Raw genomic sequence first — 22811 nt, forward strand, 5'->3', positions numbered from 1 at the left:
AAAGTGTTGACGCGGTGTTTCCGAGGGCGTTAGCTATCCGCAGCCCGTCCAGCACAAGGCCACGGAGGCACCCCGTGACTTCAGGATCGACACCCATTCATCGGGGGCTCACCCGGTTCAACACCTCGGACGAGAGCGCGGCCCTGGCCGAGCTCCACGAGGTGTGTGCTTCATCGGCGTGGGGGAGCAAGATCGTCGCCCAGCGCCCCTTCGCCACCGCCGAGACCCTCTTCGAGGCCAGCGACGCCGCCATGGCCGAGCTGACCGCCGAGGACCTCGCGGAGGCGATGGCGGGGCATCCGCCGATCGGCCGCCCGAAGCCCGGCGATCCGACCTCGTCGCGTGAACAGCGCGGCATGGCCGGGGCCTCCGAGGAGCTCAAGGCGGAGATGCTCGAACAGAACCTGGCCTACCAGGACCGGTTCGGGCACGTCTTCCTCATCTGCGCCACCGGGGCGAGCGCGGAGCAGATGCTCGGCGCGCTCAGGACGCGGATCGGCAACACGCCCGAGCAGGAGCGGGAGATCGTCCGCACCGAGCTGGGCAAGATCAACCGCATCCGCCTCACCCGCCTCGTAGAACAAGGGGACAACGCCTGATGAGCACCGCGACCACCGCCTCGGTGTCCACGCACATCCTGGACACCAGCATCGGACGCCCCGCCGAGGGTGTCGCCATCTCCCTTGCGGCGCGCGCCGGTTCGGGCGCCGCCTGGGTGGCGCTCGGCGGCTCGGCCACCGACGCGGACGGGCGCTGCAAGGACCTGCCGGCGCTGCCGGAGGGAACCACCCACGTCCGTCTCGACTTCGAGACGGAAGCGTATTTCGACAAGAAGCAAGCCGATGCGCAGCAGGACGCCCCCGCGAATCGGGACAGCGGCGCGACCGGAGCGTTCTTCCCGGAGGTGGCGATCACGTTCGCCGTCGTACCGGGCGAGCACTACCACGTGCCGCTGCTGCTCAACCCGTTCGGCTACTCCGTTTACCGAGGGAGCTAGCAGACATGCCCACGATTCTCGGCCAGAACCAGTACGGCAAAGCAGAGAACCGCGTCGTGAAGATCACGCGGGACGGCGACACCCACCACATCAAGGACGTGAACGTCTCGGTCGCGCTCAGCGGCGACCTGGAGGACGTCCACTACAACGGGTCGAACGCGAACTGCCTGCCGACCGACACCACGAAGAACACCTGCTTCGCCTTCGCCAAGGAACACGGCATCGACTCGGTGGAGCAGTACGGCATCCACCTCGCCCGGCACTTCGTCGACAGCCAGCCCTCCATCCACCGGGCGCGCATCCGCCTGGAGGAGTACGCCTGGGAGCGGATAGCCGGCTCGGACGCGGGCTCCAACTTCATCGGCGCCGACGAGGTGCAGCACTCCTTCGTCCGCAAGGGCCAGGAGACGCGCCTCGCCCAGGTCACCTACTCCGCCGAAGAGGGCGGGAAGTTCGAGGTCCTGTCCGGGCTCAAGGACCTGACCGTCCTGAACTCCACGAACTCCGAGTTCTGGGGCTTCATCAAGGACAAGTACACGACGCTCAAGGAGGACTACGACCGCATCCTCGCGACGTCGCTGTCCACCTGGTGGCGGCACAACTGGACCAGCGACGAGCAGCGCATGCCGCAGTGGGAGAAGTCCTACGCGCAGGCCAAGAAGCACATGCTGCAGGCGTTCGTCGAGACGTACTCGCTCTCGCTGCAGCAGACGCTGTACCAGATGGGTTCGCGGGTCATCAACAACCGCAGCGAGATCGACGAGATCCGCTTCTCCGCGCCGAACAAGCACCACTTCCGCCAGGACCTGTCGTCGTTCGGCCTGGACAACGAGGCGAAGGACGGTGCCGTGTACTACGCCGCCGACCGCCCCTACGGCCTGATCGAGGCCACCATCCTGCGGGACGGCGCCGAGCAGCGCATCCCGGTCGACATGACCAACCTCTGACGCCTCAGGCGTACTCGGACGCGACAGCGCACCCCCGTCCACCGCAGGTCGGCGGGGGTGCGCCGCACCGGAGGGAACATCGCAATGGCAGTGCCAGCAAAGGGGCCGGCTGAAGCCGAAAGCCCGTGTTCTGAAATCTCCACCCCATCGCAGAGTGCCGACACGGTGCATCCGGTGGACGAGAAGCTCCACGTCTCGCGGCTCGTCCCCGCCGCTCTCCAGCACATCGCCGCCATGTACGCGGGCGTCGTCACCCCTCCGCTCATCATCGGCCAGGCCGTCGGTCTCGACACGGCGGGCCGGACCAGACTGATCGCCGCGTCCCTGCTCATCGCGGGCGTGGCCACTCTGCTCCAGACCCTCGGCGTCAAGGGCCTCGTCGGCAACCGGCTGCCCTTCGTCAACGCCGCCTCCTCGGCCGGTATCGCGCCGATGCTCGCCATCGCCGAGACCAACGCCAAAGGCGACCAACTCCCCGCCATATACGGGGCGGTGATGGTCGCGGGCGTCTTCTGCCTCGCCATCGGCCCGTTCTTCGGCAGACTTCTGCGCTTCTTCCCGCCGCTCGTCACCGGCGTCGTCATCACCCTGATCGGCGTGACGCTGATGCCCGTACCCGTCGGCTGGGCGCAAGGCGGCGACGCGACCGCGAGCGACTACGGCGACATGCGCTATCTCGCCCTCGCCGGTTTCACGCTCGTCGTCATCCTGCTGATCCAGCGCTTCGGCCGCGGCTTCGTCAAACAAGTCGCCCTGCTCTTCGGCCTGTTGATCGGCACCCTGGCCGCGATCCCGTTCGGCATGGCGGACTTCAGCGCGCTGGGCTCGGCACCCGTCGCCGCGCTCCCGACGCCCTTCGCCTTCGGCGCGCCCACCTTCCAGCCCGCCGCGATCGTCTCCCTCTGCCTCGTCATGCTCGTCCTGATGACGGAGTCCTCGGCCGGCATGCTCGCCATCGGCGAGATCTGCGAGCGCGAGACGTCGGGGCGCACCATCACCCGCGGCCTGCGCACCGACGGCATCGCCACCTTCCTCGGCCCGGTCTTCGGCGGCTTCCCGACCTCCGCGTTCGCCCAGAACGTCGGCGTCGTCTCGCTGACCAAAGTACGCAGCCGCTACGTCGTCGCGGTCGCGGGCGGCGCCCTGCTGGTCCTCGGCATCTTCCCGATGCTCGGCGCGGTCGTCTCCCTGGTCCCCATGCCGGTCCTCGGCGGCGCGGGCATCGTCCTCTTCGGATCGATAGCGGTCAGCGGTATCCGGACGCTCTCCGAAGCGGGCCTCGACGACAGCTCCAACATCATCCTGGTGGCCGTCTCGCTCGGCGCGGGCATCATCCCGCTCGCCGCGCCCACCTTCTACGCCGACTTCCCGGCCTGGGCGCAGACCGTGCTCGGCTCGGGCATCAGCGCCGGCGCGCTCGTCGCCGTGTCGCTGAACCTCTTCTTCCACCATCTCGGCACCCGCGGCGCCGCCAACGCCGCCGCGGCACTCAAATCCACCTAGGGTCCTGCCGTGCCCACAGTCATCGCCACTGAGGAATGAAGGAAGCACCATGGCAGCTTCTACGGCAAACAGCGCCACCGACTCCACCGTCACCGAGCGCATCGTCATCGAGAACGTCGCCATCGCGACGGTCGACGCCCACGACACCGAGTACGCCTCGGGCCACATCGTCGTGGCGGGCAACACGATCGAGTCCATCGGCGCCGGCAAGGCCCCGGAAGGGCTCGGGAACGTGGTCCGGCGCGTCGACGGCACCGGCCACCTCGCCACGCCCGGCCTGGTCAACACCCACCACCACTTCTACCAGTGGATCACCCGCGGCCTCGCCACGGACCACAACCTGTTCAACTGGCTGAAGACGCTCTACCCGACGTGGGCGCGGATCGACGAGCGGATGACGTACGCGGCGGCGCAGGGCTCCCTCGCGATGATGGTCCGCGGCGGCGTCACCACCGCCATGGACCACCACTACGTCTTCCCGCGAGGGTCGGGCGACCTCTCCGGGTCGATCATCCGCGCCGCCTCCGAGATGGGCGTGCGCTTCACCCTGGCCCGCGGCTCCATGGACCGCAGTGAGAAGGACGGCGGCCTGCCCCCGGACTTCGCCGTCGAGACCCTCGAAGGCGCGCTCACCGCGACCGAGGAGACCGTGAGGAAGCACCACGACGCCTCCTTCGACGCGATGACGCAGGTGGCCGTGGCCCCCTGCTCGCCGTTCTCCGTCTCCACCGAACTCCTCAAGCAGGGAGCCGAGTTGGCGCGCCGCCTCGGCGTACGGCTGCACACGCACGGCAGCGAGACGGTCGAGGAGGAGCAGTTCTGCCACGAGCTGTTCGGCATGGGCCCCACCGACTACTTCGAGTCGACGGGCTGGCTCGGTGAGGACGTGTGGATGGCGCACAGCGTCCACATGAACGACTCCGACATCGCCGCGTTCGGCCGGACCAGGACGGGCGTCGCGCACTGCCCGTCCTCCAACGCCCGGCTGGCAGCGGGCATCGCCCGCGTCCCCGACATGCTCGCCGCCGGCGTCCCGGTCGGCCTCGGCGTCGACGGCACCGCCTCCAACGAGTCCGGCGAACTCCACACCGAACTCCGCAACGCCCTGCTCATCAACCGCCTCGGCGCCCACCGCGAAGCGGCCCTGAACGCACGGCAGGCGCTGCGCCTGGGCACGTACGGCGGTGCCCAGGTCCTCGGCCGCGCGAGCCAGATCGGCTCGCTGGAGGCCGGGAAGCTGGCCGACCTGGTCCTGTGGAAGCTGGACACCCTGGCCCACTCGTCCATCGCCGACCCGGTCACCGCGCTCGTCTTCGGCGCGGCCGCACCGGTCACGCTCTCCCTCGTCAACGGCGCGCCGGTGGTGGAGAACAGCCGCCTCCTGCACGTCGACGAGGACGCCGTCGCCCGCTCCACGCGCGACGAGGCACAGCGCCTCGCGCGGATCGCGGCGCAGGCGTAACCGCACACCCCCTGAAGACTCCGGCCGGGGAGGACGGTCCCCGGCCGGACCCGAGCAGCCGAGCGGGCTGCTCGGGAGCCGCCCCGGAACGTGGCCCAAAGCTTCACGTGCCGGGGCGGTCAGCGGTACCTGGGCGCACGACCACCAGCACGACAACCGCATAGCGACTCGACCTTGCACCACTTCCTTGCACCACCTCCCAGAAGCGAAAAGTGCCGGTAATCCGCCGGTACCGGAAAACAACCGGAGGAGCCTCAGTGGCGTCGAAGCCCAGGTTCACCAAGCAAGGCACCACCCCCGCGGACCAGGACACGGAGCCGGCAGCGGGGCATACCAAACATCCGGTAGACGAGACGCTGCCCCCGCTGAAGATGGCGACGACGGGCCTGCAGCACGTGGCGGCGATGTACGCGGGTGTGGTCGCGCCCCCGCTGATAGTCGGCGCCTACATAGGCCTCTCGGCGAAAGAACTCACCTTCCTGACCGGCGCCTGCCTCTTCACCGCGGGTCTGGCCACGTTCCTCCAGACGCTCGGCATCTGGAAGATCGGAGCCAGACTGCCGTTCGTCAACGGCGTGACGTTCGCGGGCGTCGCCCCGATGCTCGCCGTCGTCGACTCGACGAAGGACAAGGACGACGCGCTGCCGATCATCTTCGGCGCGGTGATCGTCGCGGGTGTCCTCGGCTTCGTCGCGGCGCCCTTCTTCTCCAAGGCGATCCGCTTCTTCCCGCCGGTCGTCACCGGCACGGTCATCACCCTCATCGGCATCTCGCTGATGCCGGTCGCGTTCGGCTGGGCGCAAGGACCCGACACCAAGGCGTCGGACTACGGCTCGATGAAGAACCTGGCCCTGGCCGGCGTCACCCTCGTGATCGTGCTGCTCCTGCGCCGGTTCACCACCGGGTTCGTCAAGCAGATCGCGGTCCTGCTCGGCCTGGTCATCGGCACGGTCGTCGCGATCCCGTTCGGGGTCACGGACTTCTCGCCGGTCGGTGACGCGGACATCGTCGGCTTCCCGACACCGTTCCACTTCGGCGCCCCGCAGTTCGCGGGCGCGGCCATCGTCTCGCTCTGCGTCGTCATGGTCGTCTCCATGACCGAGTCGACCGCCGACATGCTCGCGCTCGGCGAGATCGTCGACCGCCCCGCCGACGAGAAGACGATCGCGGCGGGCCTGCGCGCCGACACCCTCGGCACGGCGGTCAGCCCGCTCTTCAACGGCTTCATGTGCAGCGCCTTCGCCCAGAACATCGGTCTGGTGGCGATGACGAGGATCCGTAGCCGGTACGTGGTCGCGACCGGCGGCGCGTTCCTGGTCCTGATGGGGCTCTGCCCGGTGGCGGCCTCGCTGATCGCGGTCGTGCCGCGCCCGGTGCTCGGCGGCGCGGGCGTCGTCCTGTTCGGCTCGGTCGCGGCCAGCGGCATCCAGACCCTGGTCAAGGCCAACCTGGAGAAGGACAACAACGTCCTCATCGTCGCCGTGTCGCTCGCCGTCGGTCTCATCCCGATCGCGGCGCCGGAGTTCTACCACGCGTTCCCGGACACCGCGAAGATCATCCTGGACTCGGGGATCTCCACGGGCTGCGTCGCCGCCGTCCTGCTCAACCTCGTCTTCAACCACATCGGCCGGCACCGCGACGCGGACGACGTCACCTCGCCGATGGAGCCGGGCGGAGCCATCGCCGAGCAGCGTACGGGCGCCTCGGCGGCCGGAGTGCACTGACGCGGGGCCCGTTCGGAGCACGGGCTCCGAACGGGCCGCGAGGAGCGGGGGCCGCGTCAGCCGATGTGGAAGCTGTCCCCGTACACCTTCCAGTCCAGCGGCGGGTCCAGGTCCAGGTTGCCCGCGTCCAGGAACACGCGCTGCGCGGTGTCGACGCGGCTCGTGTCGCTGTGCGCCTCCTCCTGCCGCATCGCCCACACCCGCGCGTCGAGGAACGCGTGCAGCCACGCCACCTCCGAACCGCCCTGAGCGGGCGGTTCCGCCCGGTCCAGGGCGCGCCCGCGGATGGAGCGGAAGCTCGTCGGGTCGGAACCGTCGCCGTGCATCACGATCGCGTCGTAGTACGTGAACTGGCCGAGCGTGCCCACCCCGTCGGCCTTGCCCCGGCCGACCGCCGGATCGAAGTAGACCCGGTCGCGCTCGTCGTTCTGCGCCTGCTGGAACGCGGGGTCCTGGGCCGCTTTCGCCCAGTCGCCGGGGAAGCCCGGATCGAGCCCTTCGTGCGAGTCGCCGCCGTCGACCTCGCGCAGCGCGGGCAGGTACTTCGCGAGGACGTTGCCCGGCTCGCGGTCGGTGTAGAGCTGGACCAGGTCGAGCATGTCGTGGGTGCCGGAGCAGAAACCGATGATGCCCGCGGTGTAGCCGCGGCCGTCGCCGATGTCCTCGATGTACTTGTACTGCGCCTTCCAGTCGAGCGAGGAGTTCTCCGCGCTCGACACCAGCTTCATGGCGATCTCCTTCTTCGCCGGGTCGTCGAGCCCGCTCGCGGCGGCGCCGGCCGCCCGGGTGGTGGAGAGCAGGGGTGATGCCACGATCGAGGCTCCGAGGAAGGTGAGGAGTGTGCGTCGGGAGGTGCGTACGTGGGGGGTGAACACGGTTCCTCCTGGGGGGGGAGTTCGTGGTTCTTCGCTGTCCCGTAGGCGCTCCCCGGTCAGCCCGCGCGCAGCCGGTCACGTACCTGACCGGCGACTCTGTGCGTGTTCCCGGTCGCCCGCGTCCGCAGCCGGCCCGGCTCGCGGATCCACGCGTCCTCCAGCGCGAACCAGTCGATCGCGCGCGGCGCGCGCCGCTCGTCCAGCGCGGTACGCAGCTCCGCGAAGAACGCCGCCCAGCGCTTGCGGTAAAGACCGCCGACGAGACCGGCCCACTCCCGGTTGGCGTAGTCGCGCAGTCCGGCGTCGGCGCCCGCGCGCGTCCCCCACGACGTCACCAGCGAGAGCTGGTCGTACGCGAGAAGGTCGCGCTCCGCGTCGTCGGCGCCCCAGGCACGCGCGTCCGCGACCCAACGCCCCAGCAGATGCCGGGAATCGGTGGCGAGCAGCTTCTCCATGAGGTCCATGAGGGCGAGCCAGTCGTCCGTCAGCCGGGCCAGACCGGCCGCGTCTCCCGCCTCGTACGCCTCCTTGATCCGCGGCAGCATCGCGCGGCTCCGGTTCGACAGCGCCTGGCGGGCCACGTCGAGGAGGTCCGTGCGGTACGCGGACGAGCGCCGCAGCGCCGGGCGTACGGCCAGGAGGTGGGTCAGTGCCAGTTCGAACTCGGCCGCGTCGTAACGCAGTTGCTTCGGTGACCACTTCGCCGCCGATTGGGCCGTGAGGGAGGGGCGGGCCCCGAACAGGCCGTCGGCGCCCTCGCCCCAGCCGTCCGCGCGCGTCGTGCCGTAGGCGGTGCGCCGCAGCACGTCCCACGCCGCGACGGCGTCGGCGTCACGGCGCCCGTACCGCGCGACGGACCAGTCCGCGAACCAGCTCTCCAGGTCCAACGGGGAGTCGCGCCACGCCAGTTCGGAGAAGAGGTCGAACGCCGCCGGGTTGTTGTCCGCGGCCTCCGGCAGCAGCGCCGTGCCGCGCAGGGCGCCGCCCGGCCGCGTACGCCACTGGTCGTACAGCTCCGCCCAGTCGCGAGTGTTGGCGCCCAGCGTCGTGTGACCGCCGAAGTTCCAGATCGAGCCGAACGCGTACGGGGTGCCGTCCCAGTCCGCCTCGCGGTCGGTCACCGTCGGATAGTGGTCGCTGATGCCGTCGACCACGAGCATGCGGTCCTTGTCGACCGCGTTCACGATCTCCTTGGGCGGGTTGTGGCGCCAGCCGAGGATCACCCACAGCGCGTCGGGGTGCGCGGCGCGCAGCGCCTTCTCGACGCCCCGGGCCGCGTCGGGGACCGGCACGTCACCGGGCTTGCCGCCCTCGTGCAGCAGATCCATCTTGAACAGCTCCGCCGGGCCGAACATCTCCTCCTGCGCGCGGTAGAACGCGGCCGCTACGCGCTCGAAGTGCGAACCGCGCGGGTCGAGCCAGTCGGGTCTGCGGTAGCCGTACCAGTTGCCCTGCTCGACCACGTGCGCGCCCGCGTTGCGCTCCGCGAAGCCGGGCGGCACCGTGCCGTAGTAGCCGGGCAGCACCGGCTTCATGCCCAACTCCCGCACCCGGTCGGCGATCCGGCGTCCGAGGCGGGCGCGAGCGGCGAGCAGCCGTGCGGACACCGGGCCGCCCACGGGGCCCGCCATGTTCTGCAGCAGCCACCACGGCTGGTGCGCGGGAGCCGGGATCCACTCCCGCAGCTCCTGGTCGCTGTAGCCGAACCCGCTGAGGACCCGGTGGTACAGCGCGTCCGCGCCCGCGTACACCAGGACCTCGTTGAAACCGTGCAGCGCGAGCACGTCCAGCTCGCGCTCCCAGTACGCCCAGTCGTGGTACGCGCCCGTGTAGCCGTCATTGGTGTCGTTGAGGACGAAACGGTGCGGCACGTTCGCCCGACCGGTGAGCGGGCGCGGCGGCGCGGGCAGCCGGTCGGGCAGGTCGAGCTGCTCGCCCGCCCAGGAGACGCCGGCGTGCGCCACGTCCTTCAGGTAGCGGCGCAGCCCTGTGAGCTGGACGGCCGGAGAGGTCCCCGCGATCCGGATGTGACCGCGCCGCCCGTCCACCTGGAAGGCGTCGTCCGCACCGGTCAGCGGGGTGAAGGACAGCTGGTCGGCATGGCGGCCGAGCAGCCGCCGGGCGGCGGCGGCCGCGGCGGAGCGCGGCGCGGCGGAGGCACCGTCCTCCAGGTCACCGGGGACACGGGAGCACGACACCGCCGCCGATCCGGCGACCGCGAGCAAGAACGTACGACGAGCTAAGCGCATGAAGTGTGCATACCCGTTTCCGGCGGGCGGCGCATGACGCCGCGCGAACGAAGCGGGGTGGTGCGCGTGAACGGTGCGGGGCCGCCGGGCGGACGCGCGCTCACAGGCCGAGGACGCCCGGATCCGTCGCCAGCGCCTTGAAGACCTCTCTCGGATCCTTCACGAGCTTGCGCTCGCTGAGGTCCAACAGGCCGCCCACCGACGTCACTTCGGCCGACACGGTCCCGTCGTCCTTGCGTACCGTCTGCCGGATGCGGAACGTCTTGCCCTCGCCCCACTCGAAGACACAGTCCACGTCCACCTGGTCACCGGCGCGCAGCTCACGCCGGTAGCTGATGTTCGTCTCCAGGGCGACCGGGCCCACCCCGCGCTCCAGGAGAGTGCTCTGCCCGACGCCGGCGTGTCGCAGGATCGACCAGCGCGCGTGCTCGGCGTACTGCAGGTACACGGCCTGATTGAGGTGCCCCTGCGAGTCGGTCTCGTATCCGCGGACCTCGATCCGGACGGAAAACGGCTCTGCCACGACGTTCCTCTCCCTGTCGGTAAACCATCGGTGATCCTACTGATCAAGCCCGTCTCGGTGACGCCAGCAGGTACCGGCCGCCCCCGCGCGCGGACGCGTGCTCGCTGACCTGCCAGCCGGCCGCCTCGAGCGCCGCCGCGCAGGCGGCGAGCTCCGCCGGTTCCGGATGGCGCACGGCGACGGCCTCGGGCTGCGGCGTCGCGGTCACCCGGTAGCCGGGGCCCGCGCCGCTCGCCGGGGTGCGTCCCGCCGCCTCCAGGGCGAGCGCCGCCGCGTGCGTGAGACGGCCGCGCTCCCAGGCGCAGGGCCGGTCGGTGGCGCCGTCCGGCGACGTCATGCGGCGTATCTCCAGGAGCCCCTGCCAGGCGGTGCGGACCTCGCGGGCGCGGGCGGGCGAGGGCGTGCTGTCGGGTTCGCCGCCGAGGCGGGCCGTGAAGACGCCGCCCGGCCCGGCCGGTTCGGTGGCCGCGGGAGGCGGCGCGGGACCGGGACCGGAAAGCTCCTGTCCCGCCTCGTGGACCGCCTCGCGTACGCGGTGCCCTTCGGGGGTGAGGAAGTGGTCGTGCGGCGGACGGGGATGGCGGAACGCCAGCTTCAGCACGACCAGCCGCGTCAGCTGGGCCGCGCTGCCGCTGATCCGGCCCGTACCCGGGTCGGCGGCCTCGATGATGCGCCGCTGCGCGGCGGTCGGCGGTCGGGACATTGGCGCACCTCCTGCCGATGATGGTGCCCGACGCCACTGACAACGCCGGACCGGCGCCGGCTCAGGCGCTCGGCGGGCGCAGGTTCCAGCCCGAGACGACCGGCCGTCCGTGTTCCGTGCTGAGCCGGCTCACCGTGCCGGTCGCGAGGAGGAAGTGCGAGCCGCCCGACGCGGGCAGGCCGAGGCGGCGGGCGGTCAGCACGCGCAGGAAGTGACTGTGCCCGACGAGCACGACGCTGCCCTCGTTGTTGGAGAGCGCCGCGTCGACCTTGGAGAGCATCCGGTCCGCGCGCGTGGCCACCTGTTCCGGGGTCTCGCCCGGGTGCTCGGGCGGCCCCGGCGGCACCCCGTCGTCGAACAAGTACCAGTCGGGGCGGGTCCGCTGGATCTCCCGGGTGGTGATGCCCTCGTAGGCGCCGTAGTCCCACTCGAGGAGGTCGGGGTCGACGGTGTAGCGCTTGAGCCCGGCCAGCTCGGCGGTCTCGCGGGCCCGCTGCAGAGGGCTCACGAAGACGGCCCCGATGTGGTAGCTGCAGACGAGCGGCGCGACCCTGCGCGCTTCCTCGCGGCCGTTGTCGGTGAGCGGGATGTCGGTGAGGCCGGTGTGCTGACCGGTCAGCGCCCACTCGGTCTCGCCGTGCCGGACGAGCAGCAGATCACCCAAGGTTCTTGCCTGTTCCATCGGGGGTCGACAGTGACGGGGACATTATCGAACGAACCGTACACGGGCGCCCGAGCTGGGGTGCCGGTCGCCCCTGGCGGCGGCGGGCGGGCCCCGAGGAGAGCCGCGCAAGAGGCTCGGATCATGGATTGTCAGAGGCGGCCCGTAAGGTTCAGAGGTCCTGATGGCGAAGTGAGCGGAGAGGAGGCGGGGGCGTCATGGTCGTACCGGTGCGGACCGGTGTCTTCCCCGCGGCAGCCGCTCTCTTCCTGCCCGCCGCCCTGCCGCGCGAGGGCCGCGTCGCCTTCTGGACGCCGGACGGGGCCGGTCTGCCCGGCGCCGAGCAGGAGATCACCGTCGTCCGGCCGCACGGTCCCGGGGTGCGCAGCCGCGCCGTGCCCGCGCTCGTGCTGCCCGTCGTCGACGCGCTGCCCACGCTCCTGCGGGCCCGCCGTACCCCGGGCGCCCACCCCGCCGCGGCCGCCTGGGGCGCCGCCGCCGCGCACGCCCTGCACCTGGTGGCGCGCGGCAGGCTGCTGCCCGGCCTGACCGCCTCCGACCACGACGCGTGGCGCGCCGGCCCGCTCGACGCGGACGACGTCGCCCAGCTCCAGAGCATCGCCGCCGCCCTGCCGCCCGAGGGGTACGCGACCCCCGTCCCCGGCAGCCGGCCGGTGCGGGTGCCCGCGCCCGAGGCGCTGGTCCGCGCCTTCGTCGACGCCGTGGCCGACGCGCTGCCCCGCACCCCCGCGGCGGCGCACGCGGCGGGCGCCCCGTTCGCCGCCGTCGCCGCCCAGCACATCCCGCGCGCCAGGTCCTGGGCCGTGGAGGCGGCGGCCGGGCTCGATACCGGGGTGCGCGTCTCGCTGCGGCTCGACCTCTCCCAGGAGCTGCTGTTCGACGGGGCGGACGACGGCCCCGGCGAGCCGGCGGACGACCCGGGTGCGCGCCGCGCCGGGGCCGCCGTCGTCCAGGTGCACAGCCTCGCCGACCCCACGCGCGTGGTCGACGCCGCGCACCTCTGGGCCGGTGACGCCTCCGATCACTTCGGGCCGCGCGCCCGCATCGACGCCGTCCTCGCCGTGCGCCGCGCCGTCGCCGCCTGGCCGCCGCTCGGCCGCCTCCTGGAACAGGACGTGCCCGACGTCCTCGCCCTCGCCGAGAGCGAGCTGATCGACCTGCTCGGCCCTGGCGCGGCCCGCCTCGCCAAGGCCGGGGTCGCCGTGCACTGGCCGCGCGAGCTGGCCCGCTCGCTCACCGCGACCGCCGTCGTGCGGGCGCAGGCGGCGCCCGGCTCCGCCACCGACGGCACGACCTTCTTCGACAGCGACGAACTGCTCGCCTTCAACTGGCAGCTCGCGCTCGACGGGGACCCGCTCACCGAGCACGAGATGGACCGGCTCGCCGAGGAGCACCGCGCGGTGGTCCGGCTGCGCGACCAGTGGGTCGTCGTCGACCCCGACCTCGTCCGCAAGGCGCGCAAGCGCGAGCTGGGCCTGCTGCAGCCCGTCGACGCGCTGGCCGTCGCCCTCACCGGCGAGGCCGACGTCGACGGGGAGCGGGTGGCGGCCGTGCCCACCGGACGCCTCGCCGAGCTGCGCGACCGGCTCACCCGCGGCATCGACACCGTCGAACAGCCCGCGGCCCTGCGCGCCACGCTCCGCGACTACCAGCTGCGCGGCCTCGCCTGGCTCGACCTCATGACCTCGCTCGGCCTCGGCGGCTGCCTCGCCGACGACATGGGCCTCGGCAAGACCGTCACCCTCATCGCCCTCCACCTGCGCCGCGACCGGCCCGCGCCGACCCTCGTCGTCTGCCCGGCCTCCCTCCTCGGCAACTGGCAGCGGGAGATCAACCGGTTCGCGCCCGGCGTCCCCGTGCGCCGCTTCCACGGCACCGAGCGCACCCTGGACGGGCCGGGCGGCGGCTTCGTCCTCACCACGTACGGCACCCTGCGCAGCCGCGCCACGGAGCTGGCCGGGCACACCTGGGGCATGGTCGTCGCCGACGAGGCGCAGCACGTCAAGAACCCGAACTCGGCGACCGCGAAGGCGCTGCGCCTCATCGACGCCCCCGCGCGCGTGGCGCTCACCGGCACCCCCGTCGAGAACAACCTCTCCGAGCTGTGGGCGCTGCTCGACTGGACCACCCCCGGGCTCCTCGGCCCGCTCAAGGCGTTCCGCGCCCGGCACGCGCGCGCGGTCGAGGGCGAGGTTCCCCTTCAGGGGCAAGGAGGAGTGAACCCGGAGGCGATCGAGCGGCTCTCCCGCCTCGTGCGCCCCTTCATCCTGCGCCGCAAGAAGTCCGACCCGGGCATCGTGCCCGAGCTGCCGCCCAAGACCGAGTCCGACCACCCGGCGCCCCTCACCAGGGAACAGGCGTCGCTGTACGAGGCCGTCGTGCGCGAGTCCATGGCCAGTATCGGGGCCGCCGAGGGCATCGGCAGGCGCGGCCTCATCATGAAGCTGCTCACGTCCCTGAAGCAGATCTGCAACCACCCCGCGCAGTACCTGAAGGAGGGCGAGGCCGACGGTGGCCGCGCGCGCCTGGCGGGCCGCTCGGGCAAGCTGGCCCTGCTCGACGAGCTGGTCGACACGATCGTCGCCGAGGGCGGCTCCGTGCTCGTCTTCACGCAGTACGTGTCCATGGCGCGGCTCCTCGCCACGCACCTGGCCACCCGCGCCGTCCCCACCCAGCTGCTGCACGGCGGCACCCCGGTCGCCGAGCGCGAGCGCATGGTGGACCGCTTCCAGGCCGGCGAGGTCCCCGTCTTCCTGCTGTCCCTGAAGGCGGCGGGCACCGGGCTCAACCTCACGCGCGCGGGCCACGTCGTCCACTTCGACCGCTGGTGGAACCCGGCGGTCGAGGAGCAGGCCACGGACCGCGCCTACCGCATCGGCCAGACCCAGCCCGTCCAGGTCCACCGCCTCATCACCGAGGGAACCGTCGAGGACAAGATCGCCGAGCTGCTCTCCGCCAAACGGGCGCTGGCCGACGCGGTCCTCGGCTCCGGCGAGGCGGCCCTCACGGAGCTGACCGACCGGGAGCTGACCGACCTGGTGTCGTTGAGGAGGGGGTCGGCATGAGTCCTGCCGCACGCAGGGGACGGCACGCCGCCCACATCCCCGGCCGGGCCGGGAGCGCCGAGCAGGCCCAGGCCCGGCACACCGACACCCGCCGCACGTTCCCGCCGCTGCCGCCGCGCGCGCAGCCGGGCGGTGGCGCCGCGCTCACCTGGTGGGGGAACGCCTGGGTGGACGCGCTGGAGGACACCTCGCTCGACCAGGGCCGGCTCGCGCGCGGGCGGAGCTACGCCGACCGGGGGCACGTCGACGCGATCACCGTCACGCCCGGCCGCGTCGTCGCCTACGTGCACGGCTCGCGGCCCCGCCCCTACCGGGCCGAGCTGCGCCTTCGCACCCTCACCGACGAGGAGTGGACCCGCTTCGCGGAGACCGCCGCGGCGCGGCCCGACCACATGGCGTCCCTGCTCGACAAGGACGTGCCGCACGCGCTCGCCGCCGCCGTGGACCTGCTGCCCGCCGTCGACGACCTGGTCCCGGTCTGCAGCTGCCCCGACCGCTCCGAGCCCTGCAAGCACGCGGCGGCGCTCTGCTACCAGACGGCGCGCCTCGTCGACGAGGACCCGTTCGTCCTGTTCCTGCTGCGCGGACGCGGCGAGCAGGAGCTGCTCGCCGACCTCACACGGCGCAACGCCGCGCACACCGCGCAGGAGCGGCGCACCGACGATCCACCGGCGCTCGACTCGGTCCCGGCGCGGGACGCGCTCGCCCGCGCGGACGAACTGCCGCGCCTGCCACCGGAGTTCCCCGCCCCGGCCCACCCCGAGCGCCCGCCGTCCTATCCGCAGGCCCCGGACGCCCCCGACCCGCTCGCCCTGGACCTGCTGGCCACGGAGGCGGGCGCCCGCGCGCACACCCTGCTGACCACGGGCGCCGACCCGCTCGCCGGACTCACCCCCTGGCAGGACGCGGTCCGCCTGGCCGCCGCGCACCCCGGTTCGGGTCTCACCGCGGCCACGCGCGCGCTGTACGCCTCGCTCTCGCGCGGCACCGGCCGCACCCCGGCCGACCTCGCCCGCGCGGTCGCCGCCTGGCGCCAGGGCGGGCTCGCGGGCCTGTCCGTCCTGGAGGAGGAGTGGGACCCGCCGGCGGGCCCGTTCGACCGCGCCCGCCCGGCGCTGCTCGCCGTCGGCCACCCGGAGTTCCGCCCCCGCCGCAACCACCTGTCGACGGCGGCGCTCCAACTCCGCCTGGGCCGCGACGGGTTGTGGTACGGCTACGAGTCCGAGCCGGACAGCGAGGACTGGTGGCCGAGGGGCGAGCCGGGACCGGACCCGGTGTCGGCCCTGGACTCCCTGCTCGGCAGGGACTGACCGCGCCCATGACGGGTCACTGCACGCTCGGCGCGGCGGCCTCGACGAAGGCGGACAGCGCTTCCTTGCAGCGCTGCGAGCGCCGGGCACGGTCTTCCTCGTCCTCGGCCTCGTGCAGGCAGTTGGCGAACTCGAAGGCGGTCTCGGCGAGTTGCCGCACGCGGGGCACGTCGCAGACCAGCTGGACCCGGGCGAGCGCCTGGCGGGCGGCGATCCGCGCCTCGTACGAGGCGAACCGCGCCGCCTCCGCCACGGGCGCCCCGGGCTGCTCCTGGGCCCGGAACCAGCGGTCGAGCTGACTGCGCCGGTAGTCGAAGAGCGCGCTCGCGAACCCGCTGTACGCGGCGATGCGCTCCTGCCGCAACTGCTCGGCGCGGGCCAGTTCCGCGCTGCGCACCGTCGCCCGCCCCTGGAAGTAGTGCGTGACCACGGAGCCGAGCAGGGTGCCGAGGACCGCGATGAGCGCCGCGTCCACTCAGCCCTCCCGGCGGCCGACGGACATGCCCCGGCCCGCGAAGAAGTCGGCGAACCGCTCCACCGGCAGCTCCGCCGTACGGGTCGCCGCGTCCGTGCCCGACGGGTTGTGGAAGTGGAACCCGGACCCGTCCGCCGTACGGTCCGTGACCAGGACGAGGTGGCCGCCGCGTCCGGGGGCGGGCTCGTGCGGGCGGCGGATCGCGTAGTGGACGGAGGCGATGACGAGCCGCCCCGCGTCGAGCAGCTCCCCGATCCCGGCCGTCGTCAGCTCCCTGTGCACCTCCGCCTCGATGCCGTGCACCTCCCGTACGTAGGCGACGGCGGGCGCGTAGATCATGCCGCGGATCTCGCCGTCGGCGTCCACGGTGTACGCGCCGAACTTCAGCGTGCCGTCCCGCAGTTCGAAGAGCGAGGGAGCCTCGGCGCCGAGCGCCATGCGCAGGCAGGTGGCTCCGCACAGGTGCCCGGACCAGCGGGCGTACTCCTCGGCCGTCGCGGCGCCGGACTCGCGCCACGCGGGGTCCTGCGCCCGGTCGAACTCCCCGGCCACGATCGCCCCGACCAGGTCGGGCGAGGCGAACTGGGTGTGGCTGGGATACGCACACGTACGGCACGGGGGCGGGGAAGTCACTGACGGTATCCGCTCAGGAAGCGCCCGATCCGGCTGATCGCGGCGTCGAGGTCGTCAGCGTACGGGAGGGTGAGAATGCGGAAGTGGTCGGGCCGGGGCCAGTTGAAGCCGGTGCCCTGCACGACCTGGATCTTCTCGCGCAGCAGGAGATCGAGGACGAACTTCTCGTCGTCCACGATGGGGTGCACCTTCGGGTCGAGGCGCGGGAAGGCGTAGAGGGCGCCCTTGGGCTTGACGCAGCTGACGCCGGGGATCTCGTTCAGCTTCTCCCACGCCTTGTCGCGCTGCTCGTGCAGCCTGCCGCCCGGCGCGACCAGTTCACGGATCGACTGACGGCCGCCGAGCGCGGCCTGGATGGCGTACTGCGCGGGCGCGTTCGGGCACAGCCGCATGGAGGCGAGCATCGTCAGCCCCTCCAGGTAGCTCTTGGCGTGCTGCTGCGGCCCGGTGACGACCAGCCAGCCGGAGCGGAAGCCCGCGACGCGGTACGTCTTGGAGAGGCCGCAGAAGGTGAGGACGACGAGGTCGGGGGCGAGGGCGGCGGCGCTGTGGTGCACCGCGTCGTCGTAGAGGATCTGGTCGTAGATCTCGTCGGCGAACACCATGAGGCCGTGGCGGCGGGCGAGGTCGAGGATGCCCTCGACGACTTCCTTCGGGTAGACCGCGCCGGTGGGGTTGTTGGGGTTGATGATGACGACGGCCCTGGTGCGGTCCGTGATCTTGGCGGCCATGTCGTCGAGGTCCGGGTACCAGTTGGACTGCTCGTCGCAGAGGTAGTGCACCGCCTTGCCGCCGGAGAGCGTGGTGACGGCCGTCCAGAGGGGGAAGTCGGGCGCGGGGATCAGGACTTCGTCGCCGTCTTCGAGCAGCGCCTGTACGGCCATCGTCACCAGTTCGGAGACGCCGTTGCCGAGGAAGACGTCGTCGACGTCGACGTCCAGGCCGAGGGCCTGGTAGCGCTGGGCGACGGCGCGCCGCGCCGACAGGATGCCGCGCGAGTCGCTGTAGCCGTGCGCCTGCGGGAGCATCCGGATCATGTCCTGGACGATCTCCTCGGGCGCCTCGAAGCCGAACAGCGCCGGGTTGCCCGTGTTCAGGCGCAGCACGCTGTGGCCCGCCTCCTCCAGGGCGTTCGCGTGCGCGATCACCGGGCCGCGGATCTCGTAGCAGACCTCGCTCAGCTTGCTCGACTGCCGGAACTCCATGCGCGTGCCCTCCAGGCGGACCAGTGATCCATGGTGGTGTTGTTACTTGGTTTTACCAAGTGAGCGCTTGGAAAGTCCAACAACTTGAATAGACTGCGAGGTATGCCACGCCGAAGCTACGACCAGTACTGCGCCGCCGCCCGCGCCCTCGACGTCGTCGGGGACCGCTGGACGCTCCTGATCGCCCGCGAACTGCTCGCCGGGCCGCGCCGTTACACCGATCTCCACGCCGACCTGCCCGGAGTGAGTACGGACATGCTGGCCACGCGGCTCAAGGACATGGAGCGGGACGAGCTCGTGGTACGGCGCCGGCTGGCACCGCCCGCGTCCGTGTACGTGTACGAACTCACCCCGCGCGGCAGCGGGTTGCTGCCCGTTCTTCAGGCGCTGGGGGAGTGGGGAGCCCCGTTGCTCGGGGAGCGGCGGGCGACGGATGCGGTGCGGGCGCACTGGCTGGCGCTGCCTGTGCTGCGCGAGCTGGCCGGTCTTTGTGAACCCGGGGTTGTCGCGGTGCGGGTCGACGAGGGGGAGTTCTGGGTGCGGGTGGGGGAGGGGTACGGGTTCGGGTCCGGGTCCGGGTCCGGGTACGGGTACGGGTACGGGTATGGGTACGGGTATGGGGACGGGGCGTACGAGGGCGGGGAGCCGGATGTGCGGGTGGTGTTGGACGCGGAGGTCGCCGGTGCGTTCGCGCGGGGTGAGACGGGGCTGGCCGAGGCGGTCGCGCGGGGGCGGGTCGAGGTGAGCGGGGTGGGGGCGCTGGCGAAGGCGCTGGGGGCGAGTCCCTCCGGGGGTTGAGGGGTGGGGCCCGGGCGGGGCTTCTGGGCTTCGCGCCGTAGGGGCTGATGTGTGCGACTCGGGTGCGCCGCCGTCGTGGCTGGGCGCGCAGTTCCCCGCGCCCCTGGTGGGGTTGGGGTCGTGTTTGTGGGTGCGGCGTCGTTGTGGCTGGGCGCGCAGTTCCTCGCGCCCCTGTTTGGGCTTGGGTCGTGTTTGTGGGTGCGCCGCCGTTGTGGCTGGGCGCGCAGTTCCTCGCGCCCCTGTTGGGGTTGGGGTCGTGTTTGTGGGTGCGGCGTCGTTGTGGCTGGGTGCGCAGTTCCTCGCGGTCCTGGTGGGGTTGGGGTCGTGTTTGTGGGTGCGGCGTCGTTGTGGCTGGGTGCGCAGTTCCTCGCGCCCCTGGTGGGGTTGAGGTTGCGTTTGCGGGTGCGCTGTCCTTCGTGGCTGGGCGCGCAGTTCCTTGCGCCCCTGGTGGGGCGCACCCGCTCGCGCCCGTGTTACATCGTGGGTGGCACCCTCGGCGGACGGCCCGAGCCGCGTGTCAGGGTGTGGCCCCCGATAGCCGCCAGCGCAGCGAGGACCGCCCCGAGGGCCGTCCACAGCCAGCGGCTCGTCCACCAGCCCGACGACCAGTCGTGGTCATCCGTCGTGCCGGCCGTGCCGGGGACCAGCGGGGCCGACAGGGAACCGTCGACCGCCGTCGCGCCGCCCATGTCCTTCGAGTTCGCCTCGATCGAGGTCGAGACAGGGAGGCCGAGGTCGGCGTCGGCGAGCCCCGTGACCGTCAGGCGTACGTAGTACGTGCCGGGCAGCGGATCGTTGGCCCACGGCTCCGACCAGGCCCGCACCGTGCGCAGCGTGCAGGCGAGACCGACGCGGCCCGCGTCCGCCGCCACCGCCCGCGCCTGCATGCCGTACATGCACGACTGGCGGCGGCGCAGCCCGTCGTACACGTCGATGCGCCACGTCTGCGCGCCGTGCCGGGCCTGCGCCCCGGGCAGTTCGACCGTGGCCCTCACCGTCGGGCGCTCGCCCTGGTCTGCCGGGAACGACCAGTACAGGTAGTCGCCGGTGGAGGCGCTCGCCGTCGCCTTCTGGTCCTGCTCGATCGCCGTGGCCGTGCGGAACGACGTGCCCGCCTCGGTCGGCGCCTTCTCGGCGCTGTCGTCGTCATCGTCGGCGACGGCGGCGCCCGTGAAGGTCGTCAGCGCCGTCAGGGCCAGTGCCGCAGCGGCGAAGAACCGCCGAGTACGTCTTGTACGTCGCATCAGTTGGTCCTCCAGACGGCGACACGCCAGCGCGAGATCCAGCCCCACAGCACACCTGCGAGGAAGCCCACCACGACGAGCGCGGCAAGCAGCCACCAGCCGTGGCCGAGGCCGAACGCCGCCACGTCGGACGCCTCGTCCGGGCCGTCCACGACGTCGACGGTCAGCTCGACCGGCAGGCCGGGCGTCGTCTTCACGGACGCGGGCGCGGAGTAGGAGTTGGAGACCTGGAGGCAGACGGTCTCCGAGCCGTCCTCCTCGCGGTCCGCCTTCGGATAACGCAGGCCCGTCGAGATCACGTCGGTACGTCCGTCGCCGGACTCCTGGCCCCGTACGATCTCCCGGCCGTGGACCGTGACGGCCCGCAGGAGCACCCCGTAGTCACGGTCGACGGCGCGGTCGGCCGCGACGCTCACCGAGGCGCGCAGTTCCTTGCCGGGCTCGACGTCCACCCGGTAGTAGCGGTGCTCGCCGAACTTCTCGCGGTCGGTGTAGAGGCCGGGCTTGAGCTGCGGTGCGTCCGTGCACTGCGCGGCGCCGTCGACGGCGACCGGCGTGACGACCGGATCGGCCGCACGGTCCACCAGCTGGCCGACGCGGTCCGTCAGTTCGTCCTTGTGGCGGACCGAGGTGTACGTGCCCCCGGTGGCGTCGGCGATGCAGGAGAGCTGCGCGCGGGTCTTGGCGTCGGCGACCAGGCCGAGCGTGTCGATGGTGAGGCCGATGCCCTTCGCGGCGATCTCGCGGGCGACCTCGCACGGGTCGAGGGGCTGGCAGGTGTCCTCGCCGTCGGTGATGAGGACCATGCGGCGGGTGCCGCCGGTCTCGCCCTTGTCGAGGTCGTCGGCGGCCTTGAGCAGGGCCGGGCCGATCGGGGTCCAGCCGGTGGGGCGCAGCGTCGCGACGGCCGTCTTCGCCTCGGTGCGGTCCAGCGGGCCGACGGGGTAGAGCTGGGCGGTGTCCTTGCAGCCCGTCTTCCTGTCCTCGCCCGGGTAGTTGGCGCCGAGCGTGCGTATGCCGAGCTCGACCTCCTCGGGCGTGGCGTCGAGGACCTCGTTGAACGCCTGCTTCGCCGCGGCCATCCGGGAGTCGCCGTCGATGTCGCGGGCGCGCATCGATCCGCTGACGTCCAGGACGAGTTCGACCTTGGGGGCGGGTTTGTCCCCTACGGGCTCGTCGGCGGCGGCCGCGCTGCCGACGGGGCCGAGGCCGCCCAGGGCCAGGGCGGCGAGCAGGGCGCTCGCGCCCGCCGCCAGCCGTTGTCTAGTGATCATCGGCGGATCCTATGGATCAAGGTGCGGCCATGCCAAAACGAGGACGCCGGCCCGGGGCCGCGATCCCCTTCCGGCTCCGCCCGAGTCGCCCGTATAGCCTGGCGGGGTGCTCAGAGAAGTCACCGCCACCCGCTATGTGAACCCGCTGCACACCGGAGGCTCCGTGCCCGGTGTGGTCGAGGCCGACGACCTGGGCACGTACGTCCTGAAGTTCACCGGCTCCGCGCAGGGTGTGAAGGCGCTCGTCGCCGAGATCGTCGTCGGGGAGCTGGCGCGGCGTCTCGGTCTTCGCTTCCCCGAGCTGGTGCTCGCGCACTTCGACCCCGCTGTCGCCGCCGACGAGCCGCACCAGGAGGTGCAGGACCTGTTGCGGGCCAGTGCGGGGCTCAACCTCGGGATGGACTTCCTGCCGGGTGCGGCGGACTTCACGCCGGACGTCGCGGAGGTGTTTCCCGTCGACGCGATCGAGGCCGGCCGGATCGTCTGGCTCGACGCGCTGACCGTGAACGTCGACCGTACGGTGCACAGTTCGAACCTGATGGTGTGGCCGACGTCCGGCACGGCCCGACCGCGGCTGTGGCTCATCGATCACGGCGCGGCGCTCGTCTTCCATCACCGCTGGGACGGGGCCGACCCCGAGAAGGCGTACGACTTCCGGCATCACGCGCTCGGTGGGTACGGGCCTGATACGCGGGCCGCCGACGCGGAGCTGGCGTCCCGGGTGACGGAGGAGTTGCTGAGCGAGGTGCTCGCGCTCGTCCCGGACGCGTGGCTCACGGACTTCGCGACGCCGGACGAGGCGCGGGGCGCGTATGTCCGGTACCTGCTGGCCCGTGCGCGTGCCTCGGCGGCGTGGCTGCCGACGGATTTCCCGTCCCGTGACGAGCTGGCGGCGGCGGATGCGCGGCGCGCGGCGGCTACGCGGAAGGGGCGTCCCGCGTGGTTGAAGCGGGTGCCGGACCTGCACGGGAAGCCGGCGGCGGAACAGGACTGGTCCGTGCACCTGGGCTGACCGGGTCCGTCACCGTTCCGCGGGTCGCGTCGTGGCTGCTCGCGCCCCGCGGCGCAGCCGCTGATGGGCCCAGCCCCGCGCCCCTGAGGCATGCGGCTCCGCCGCAGCCCCATGGCCCTGAGATGGCGCA

The 22811-nt window shown here is 72.2% G+C and carries 20 protein-coding genes; 10 read left to right on the forward strand and 10 right to left on the reverse strand.

The window, feature by feature from the left end; translation table 11 throughout:
• Nucleotides 1-74: 74 nt before the first annotated feature.
• The 6 genes from uraD (at nucleotide 75) to ACH4RC_RS02000 (ending at nucleotide 6633) form a co-directional block, all read left to right on the forward strand.
• Nucleotides 75-599, forward strand: coding sequence for a 2-oxo-4-hydroxy-4-carboxy-5-ureidoimidazoline decarboxylase (uraD, locus tag ACH4RC_RS01975; protein ID WP_398193873.1), 525 nt, complete (start codon nucleotides 75-77; stop codon nucleotides 597-599).
• Entirely contained in the window at nucleotides 599-997 is a 399-nt protein-coding gene (uraH, locus tag ACH4RC_RS01980; protein ID WP_398193875.1) for a hydroxyisourate hydrolase, read from the forward strand. The genes uraD and uraH overlap by 1 nt, the downstream gene beginning before the upstream one ends.
• A 5-nt stretch (nucleotides 998-1002) precedes the next feature.
• Nucleotides 1003-1944, forward strand: coding sequence for a factor-independent urate hydroxylase (gene pucL, locus ACH4RC_RS01985; RefSeq protein WP_398193878.1), 942 nt, complete (start codon nucleotides 1003-1005; stop codon nucleotides 1942-1944).
• Between the two features lie 84 nt (nucleotides 1945-2028).
• Entirely contained in the window at nucleotides 2029-3447 is a 1419-nt protein-coding gene (locus tag ACH4RC_RS01990; RefSeq protein WP_398193880.1) for a nucleobase:cation symporter-2 family protein, read from the forward strand.
• A gap of 49 nt (nucleotides 3448-3496) precedes the next feature.
• Nucleotides 3497-4909 (forward strand): 8-oxoguanine deaminase, encoded by a 1413-nt coding sequence (locus ACH4RC_RS01995; RefSeq protein ID WP_398193883.1) that lies wholly within the window; start codon nucleotides 3497-3499, stop codon nucleotides 4907-4909.
• Nucleotides 4910-5280: 371 nt separating this feature from the next.
• The gene (locus ACH4RC_RS02000) at nucleotides 5281-6633 is read left to right on the forward strand and encodes a nucleobase:cation symporter-2 family protein (protein WP_398195648.1); all 1353 of its coding nucleotides are present in this window, start codon (nucleotides 5281-5283) and stop codon (nucleotides 6631-6633) included.
• A gap of 56 nt (nucleotides 6634-6689) precedes the next feature.
• Here ACH4RC_RS02000 and ACH4RC_RS02005 read toward each other — a convergent pair whose 3' ends face one another.
• The 5 genes from ACH4RC_RS02005 to ACH4RC_RS02025 form a co-directional block, all read right to left on the reverse strand.
• Nucleotides 6690-7508, reverse strand: a complete 819-nt coding sequence (locus ACH4RC_RS02005) for a chitosanase (protein WP_398193885.1) — start codon at nucleotides 7506-7508, stop codon at nucleotides 6690-6692.
• A gap of 56 nt (nucleotides 7509-7564) precedes the next feature.
• Nucleotides 7565-9757: an alpha-N-acetylglucosaminidase gene (locus ACH4RC_RS02010; protein WP_398193887.1), complete on the reverse strand. Its 2193-nt coding sequence runs from the start codon at nucleotides 9755-9757 to the stop codon at nucleotides 7565-7567.
• Between the two features lie 100 nt (nucleotides 9758-9857).
• Nucleotides 9858-10280, reverse strand: coding sequence for an acyl-CoA thioesterase (locus ACH4RC_RS02015; RefSeq protein ID WP_398193889.1), 423 nt, complete (start codon nucleotides 10278-10280; stop codon nucleotides 9858-9860).
• A 43-nt stretch (nucleotides 10281-10323) separates the two neighbouring features.
• Entirely contained in the window at nucleotides 10324-10983 is a 660-nt protein-coding gene (locus ACH4RC_RS02020; RefSeq protein WP_398193891.1) for a hypothetical protein, read from the reverse strand.
• A 61-nt stretch (nucleotides 10984-11044) separates the two neighbouring features.
• Nucleotides 11045-11647, reverse strand: coding sequence for a histidine phosphatase family protein (locus ACH4RC_RS02025; RefSeq protein ID WP_398195649.1), 603 nt, complete (start codon nucleotides 11645-11647; stop codon nucleotides 11045-11047).
• A 215-nt stretch (nucleotides 11648-11862) separates the two neighbouring features.
• Between ACH4RC_RS02025 and ACH4RC_RS02030 the strand changes: the two genes are divergently transcribed.
• Together ACH4RC_RS02030 and ACH4RC_RS02035 are read left to right on the forward strand one after the other, a co-directional pair.
• On the forward strand, nucleotides 11863-14730 hold the full coding sequence (locus ACH4RC_RS02030) for a DEAD/DEAH box helicase (protein ID WP_398193893.1): 2868 nt from the start codon (nucleotides 11863-11865) through the stop codon (nucleotides 14728-14730).
• On the forward strand, nucleotides 14727-16040 hold the full coding sequence (locus ACH4RC_RS02035) for an SWIM zinc finger family protein (protein WP_398193895.1): 1314 nt from the start codon (nucleotides 14727-14729) through the stop codon (nucleotides 16038-16040). The genes ACH4RC_RS02030 and ACH4RC_RS02035 overlap by 4 nt, the downstream gene beginning before the upstream one ends.
• Before the next feature lie 16 nt (nucleotides 16041-16056).
• Here the strand turns inward: ACH4RC_RS02035 and ACH4RC_RS02040 are convergent, their stop codons facing one another.
• From ACH4RC_RS02040 to ACH4RC_RS02050, 3 genes are read right to left on the reverse strand one after another with little or no spacing between them, the layout of a single operon-like run.
• On the reverse strand, nucleotides 16057-16515 hold the full coding sequence (locus ACH4RC_RS02040) for a hypothetical protein (RefSeq protein ID WP_398193897.1): 459 nt from the start codon (nucleotides 16513-16515) through the stop codon (nucleotides 16057-16059).
• Nucleotides 16516-17148: a peptidase gene (locus ACH4RC_RS02045; protein WP_398193900.1), complete on the reverse strand. Its 633-nt coding sequence runs from the start codon at nucleotides 17146-17148 to the stop codon at nucleotides 16516-16518.
• Nucleotides 17145-18353 carry a pyridoxal phosphate-dependent aminotransferase gene (locus ACH4RC_RS02050; protein ID WP_398193903.1) on the reverse strand — a complete coding sequence of 403 codons (1209 nt, stop codon included), beginning with the start codon at nucleotides 18351-18353 and terminating at the stop codon, nucleotides 17145-17147. Before ACH4RC_RS02050 ends, ACH4RC_RS02045 begins: the two co-directional genes overlap by 4 nt.
• Nucleotides 18354-18455: 102 nt before the next feature.
• On the opposite strand from ACH4RC_RS02050, the gene ACH4RC_RS02055 reads away from it, so the two are divergent.
• Entirely contained in the window at nucleotides 18456-19151 is a 696-nt protein-coding gene (locus ACH4RC_RS02055; RefSeq protein WP_398193906.1) for a winged helix-turn-helix transcriptional regulator, read from the forward strand.
• A 473-nt stretch (nucleotides 19152-19624) separates the two neighbouring features.
• On the opposite strand, the gene ACH4RC_RS02060 is transcribed toward ACH4RC_RS02055, so the two are convergent.
• Both ACH4RC_RS02060 and ACH4RC_RS02065 read right to left on the reverse strand, forming a co-directional pair.
• A complete protein-coding gene (locus ACH4RC_RS02060) occupies nucleotides 19625-20395 on the reverse strand; it encodes a hypothetical protein (RefSeq protein WP_398193909.1) in 771 nt (256 codons plus the stop codon).
• Nucleotides 20395-21669: a VWA domain-containing protein gene (locus ACH4RC_RS02065; RefSeq protein ID WP_398193911.1), complete on the reverse strand. Its 1275-nt coding sequence runs from the start codon at nucleotides 21667-21669 to the stop codon at nucleotides 20395-20397. Before ACH4RC_RS02065 ends, ACH4RC_RS02060 begins: the two co-directional genes overlap by 1 nt.
• Nucleotides 21670-21775: 106 nt before the next feature.
• Here ACH4RC_RS02065 and ACH4RC_RS02070 point away from each other — a divergent pair, with 106 nt between their 5' ends.
• Nucleotides 21776-22681, forward strand: coding sequence for a HipA family kinase (locus ACH4RC_RS02070; protein ID WP_398193913.1), 906 nt, complete (start codon nucleotides 21776-21778; stop codon nucleotides 22679-22681).
• The last annotated feature ends 130 nt before the right edge of the window (nucleotides 22682-22811 follow it).

Origin of the sequence: Streptomyces sp. NPDC016845, assembly GCF_044332585.1 — a bacterium.
Classification (GTDB): domain Bacteria; phylum Actinomycetota; class Actinomycetes; order Streptomycetales; family Streptomycetaceae; genus Streptomyces.

Coding starts and splice junctions, on each gene's coding strand:
- ACH4RC_RS01995 (WP_398193883.1), top strand. CDS start 3,497: ATGGCAGCTTCTACGGCAAACAGCGCCACCGACTCCACCGTCACCGAG.
- ACH4RC_RS02060 (WP_398193909.1), bottom strand. CDS start 20,395: ATGCGACGTACAAGACGTACTCGGCGGTTCTTCGCCGCTGCGGCACTG.
- ACH4RC_RS02000 (WP_398195648.1), top strand. CDS start 5,281: ATGGCGACGACGGGCCTGCAGCACGTGGCGGCGATGTACGCGGGTGTG.
- uraH (WP_398193875.1), top strand. CDS start 599: ATGAGCACCGCGACCACCGCCTCGGTGTCCACGCACATCCTGGACACC.
- ACH4RC_RS02050 (WP_398193903.1), bottom strand. CDS start 18,353: ATGGAGTTCCGGCAGTCGAGCAAGCTGAGCGAGGTCTGCTACGAGATC.
- ACH4RC_RS02065 (WP_398193911.1), bottom strand. CDS start 21,669: ATGATCACTAGACAACGGCTGGCGGCGGGCGCGAGCGCCCTGCTCGCC.
- ACH4RC_RS02035 (WP_398193895.1), top strand. CDS start 14,727: ATGAGTCCTGCCGCACGCAGGGGACGGCACGCCGCCCACATCCCCGGC.
- pucL (WP_398193878.1), top strand. CDS start 1,003: ATGCCCACGATTCTCGGCCAGAACCAGTACGGCAAAGCAGAGAACCGC.
- ACH4RC_RS02020 (WP_398193891.1), bottom strand. CDS start 10,983: ATGTCCCGACCGCCGACCGCCGCGCAGCGGCGCATCATCGAGGCCGCC.
- ACH4RC_RS02055 (WP_398193906.1), top strand. CDS start 18,456: ATGCCACGCCGAAGCTACGACCAGTACTGCGCCGCCGCCCGCGCCCTC.
- ACH4RC_RS02010 (WP_398193887.1), bottom strand. CDS start 9,757: ATGCGCTTAGCTCGTCGTACGTTCTTGCTCGCGGTCGCCGGATCGGCG.
- ACH4RC_RS01990 (WP_398193880.1), top strand. CDS start 2,029: ATGGCAGTGCCAGCAAAGGGGCCGGCTGAAGCCGAAAGCCCGTGTTCT.
- ACH4RC_RS02030 (WP_398193893.1), top strand. CDS start 11,863: ATGGTCGTACCGGTGCGGACCGGTGTCTTCCCCGCGGCAGCCGCTCTC.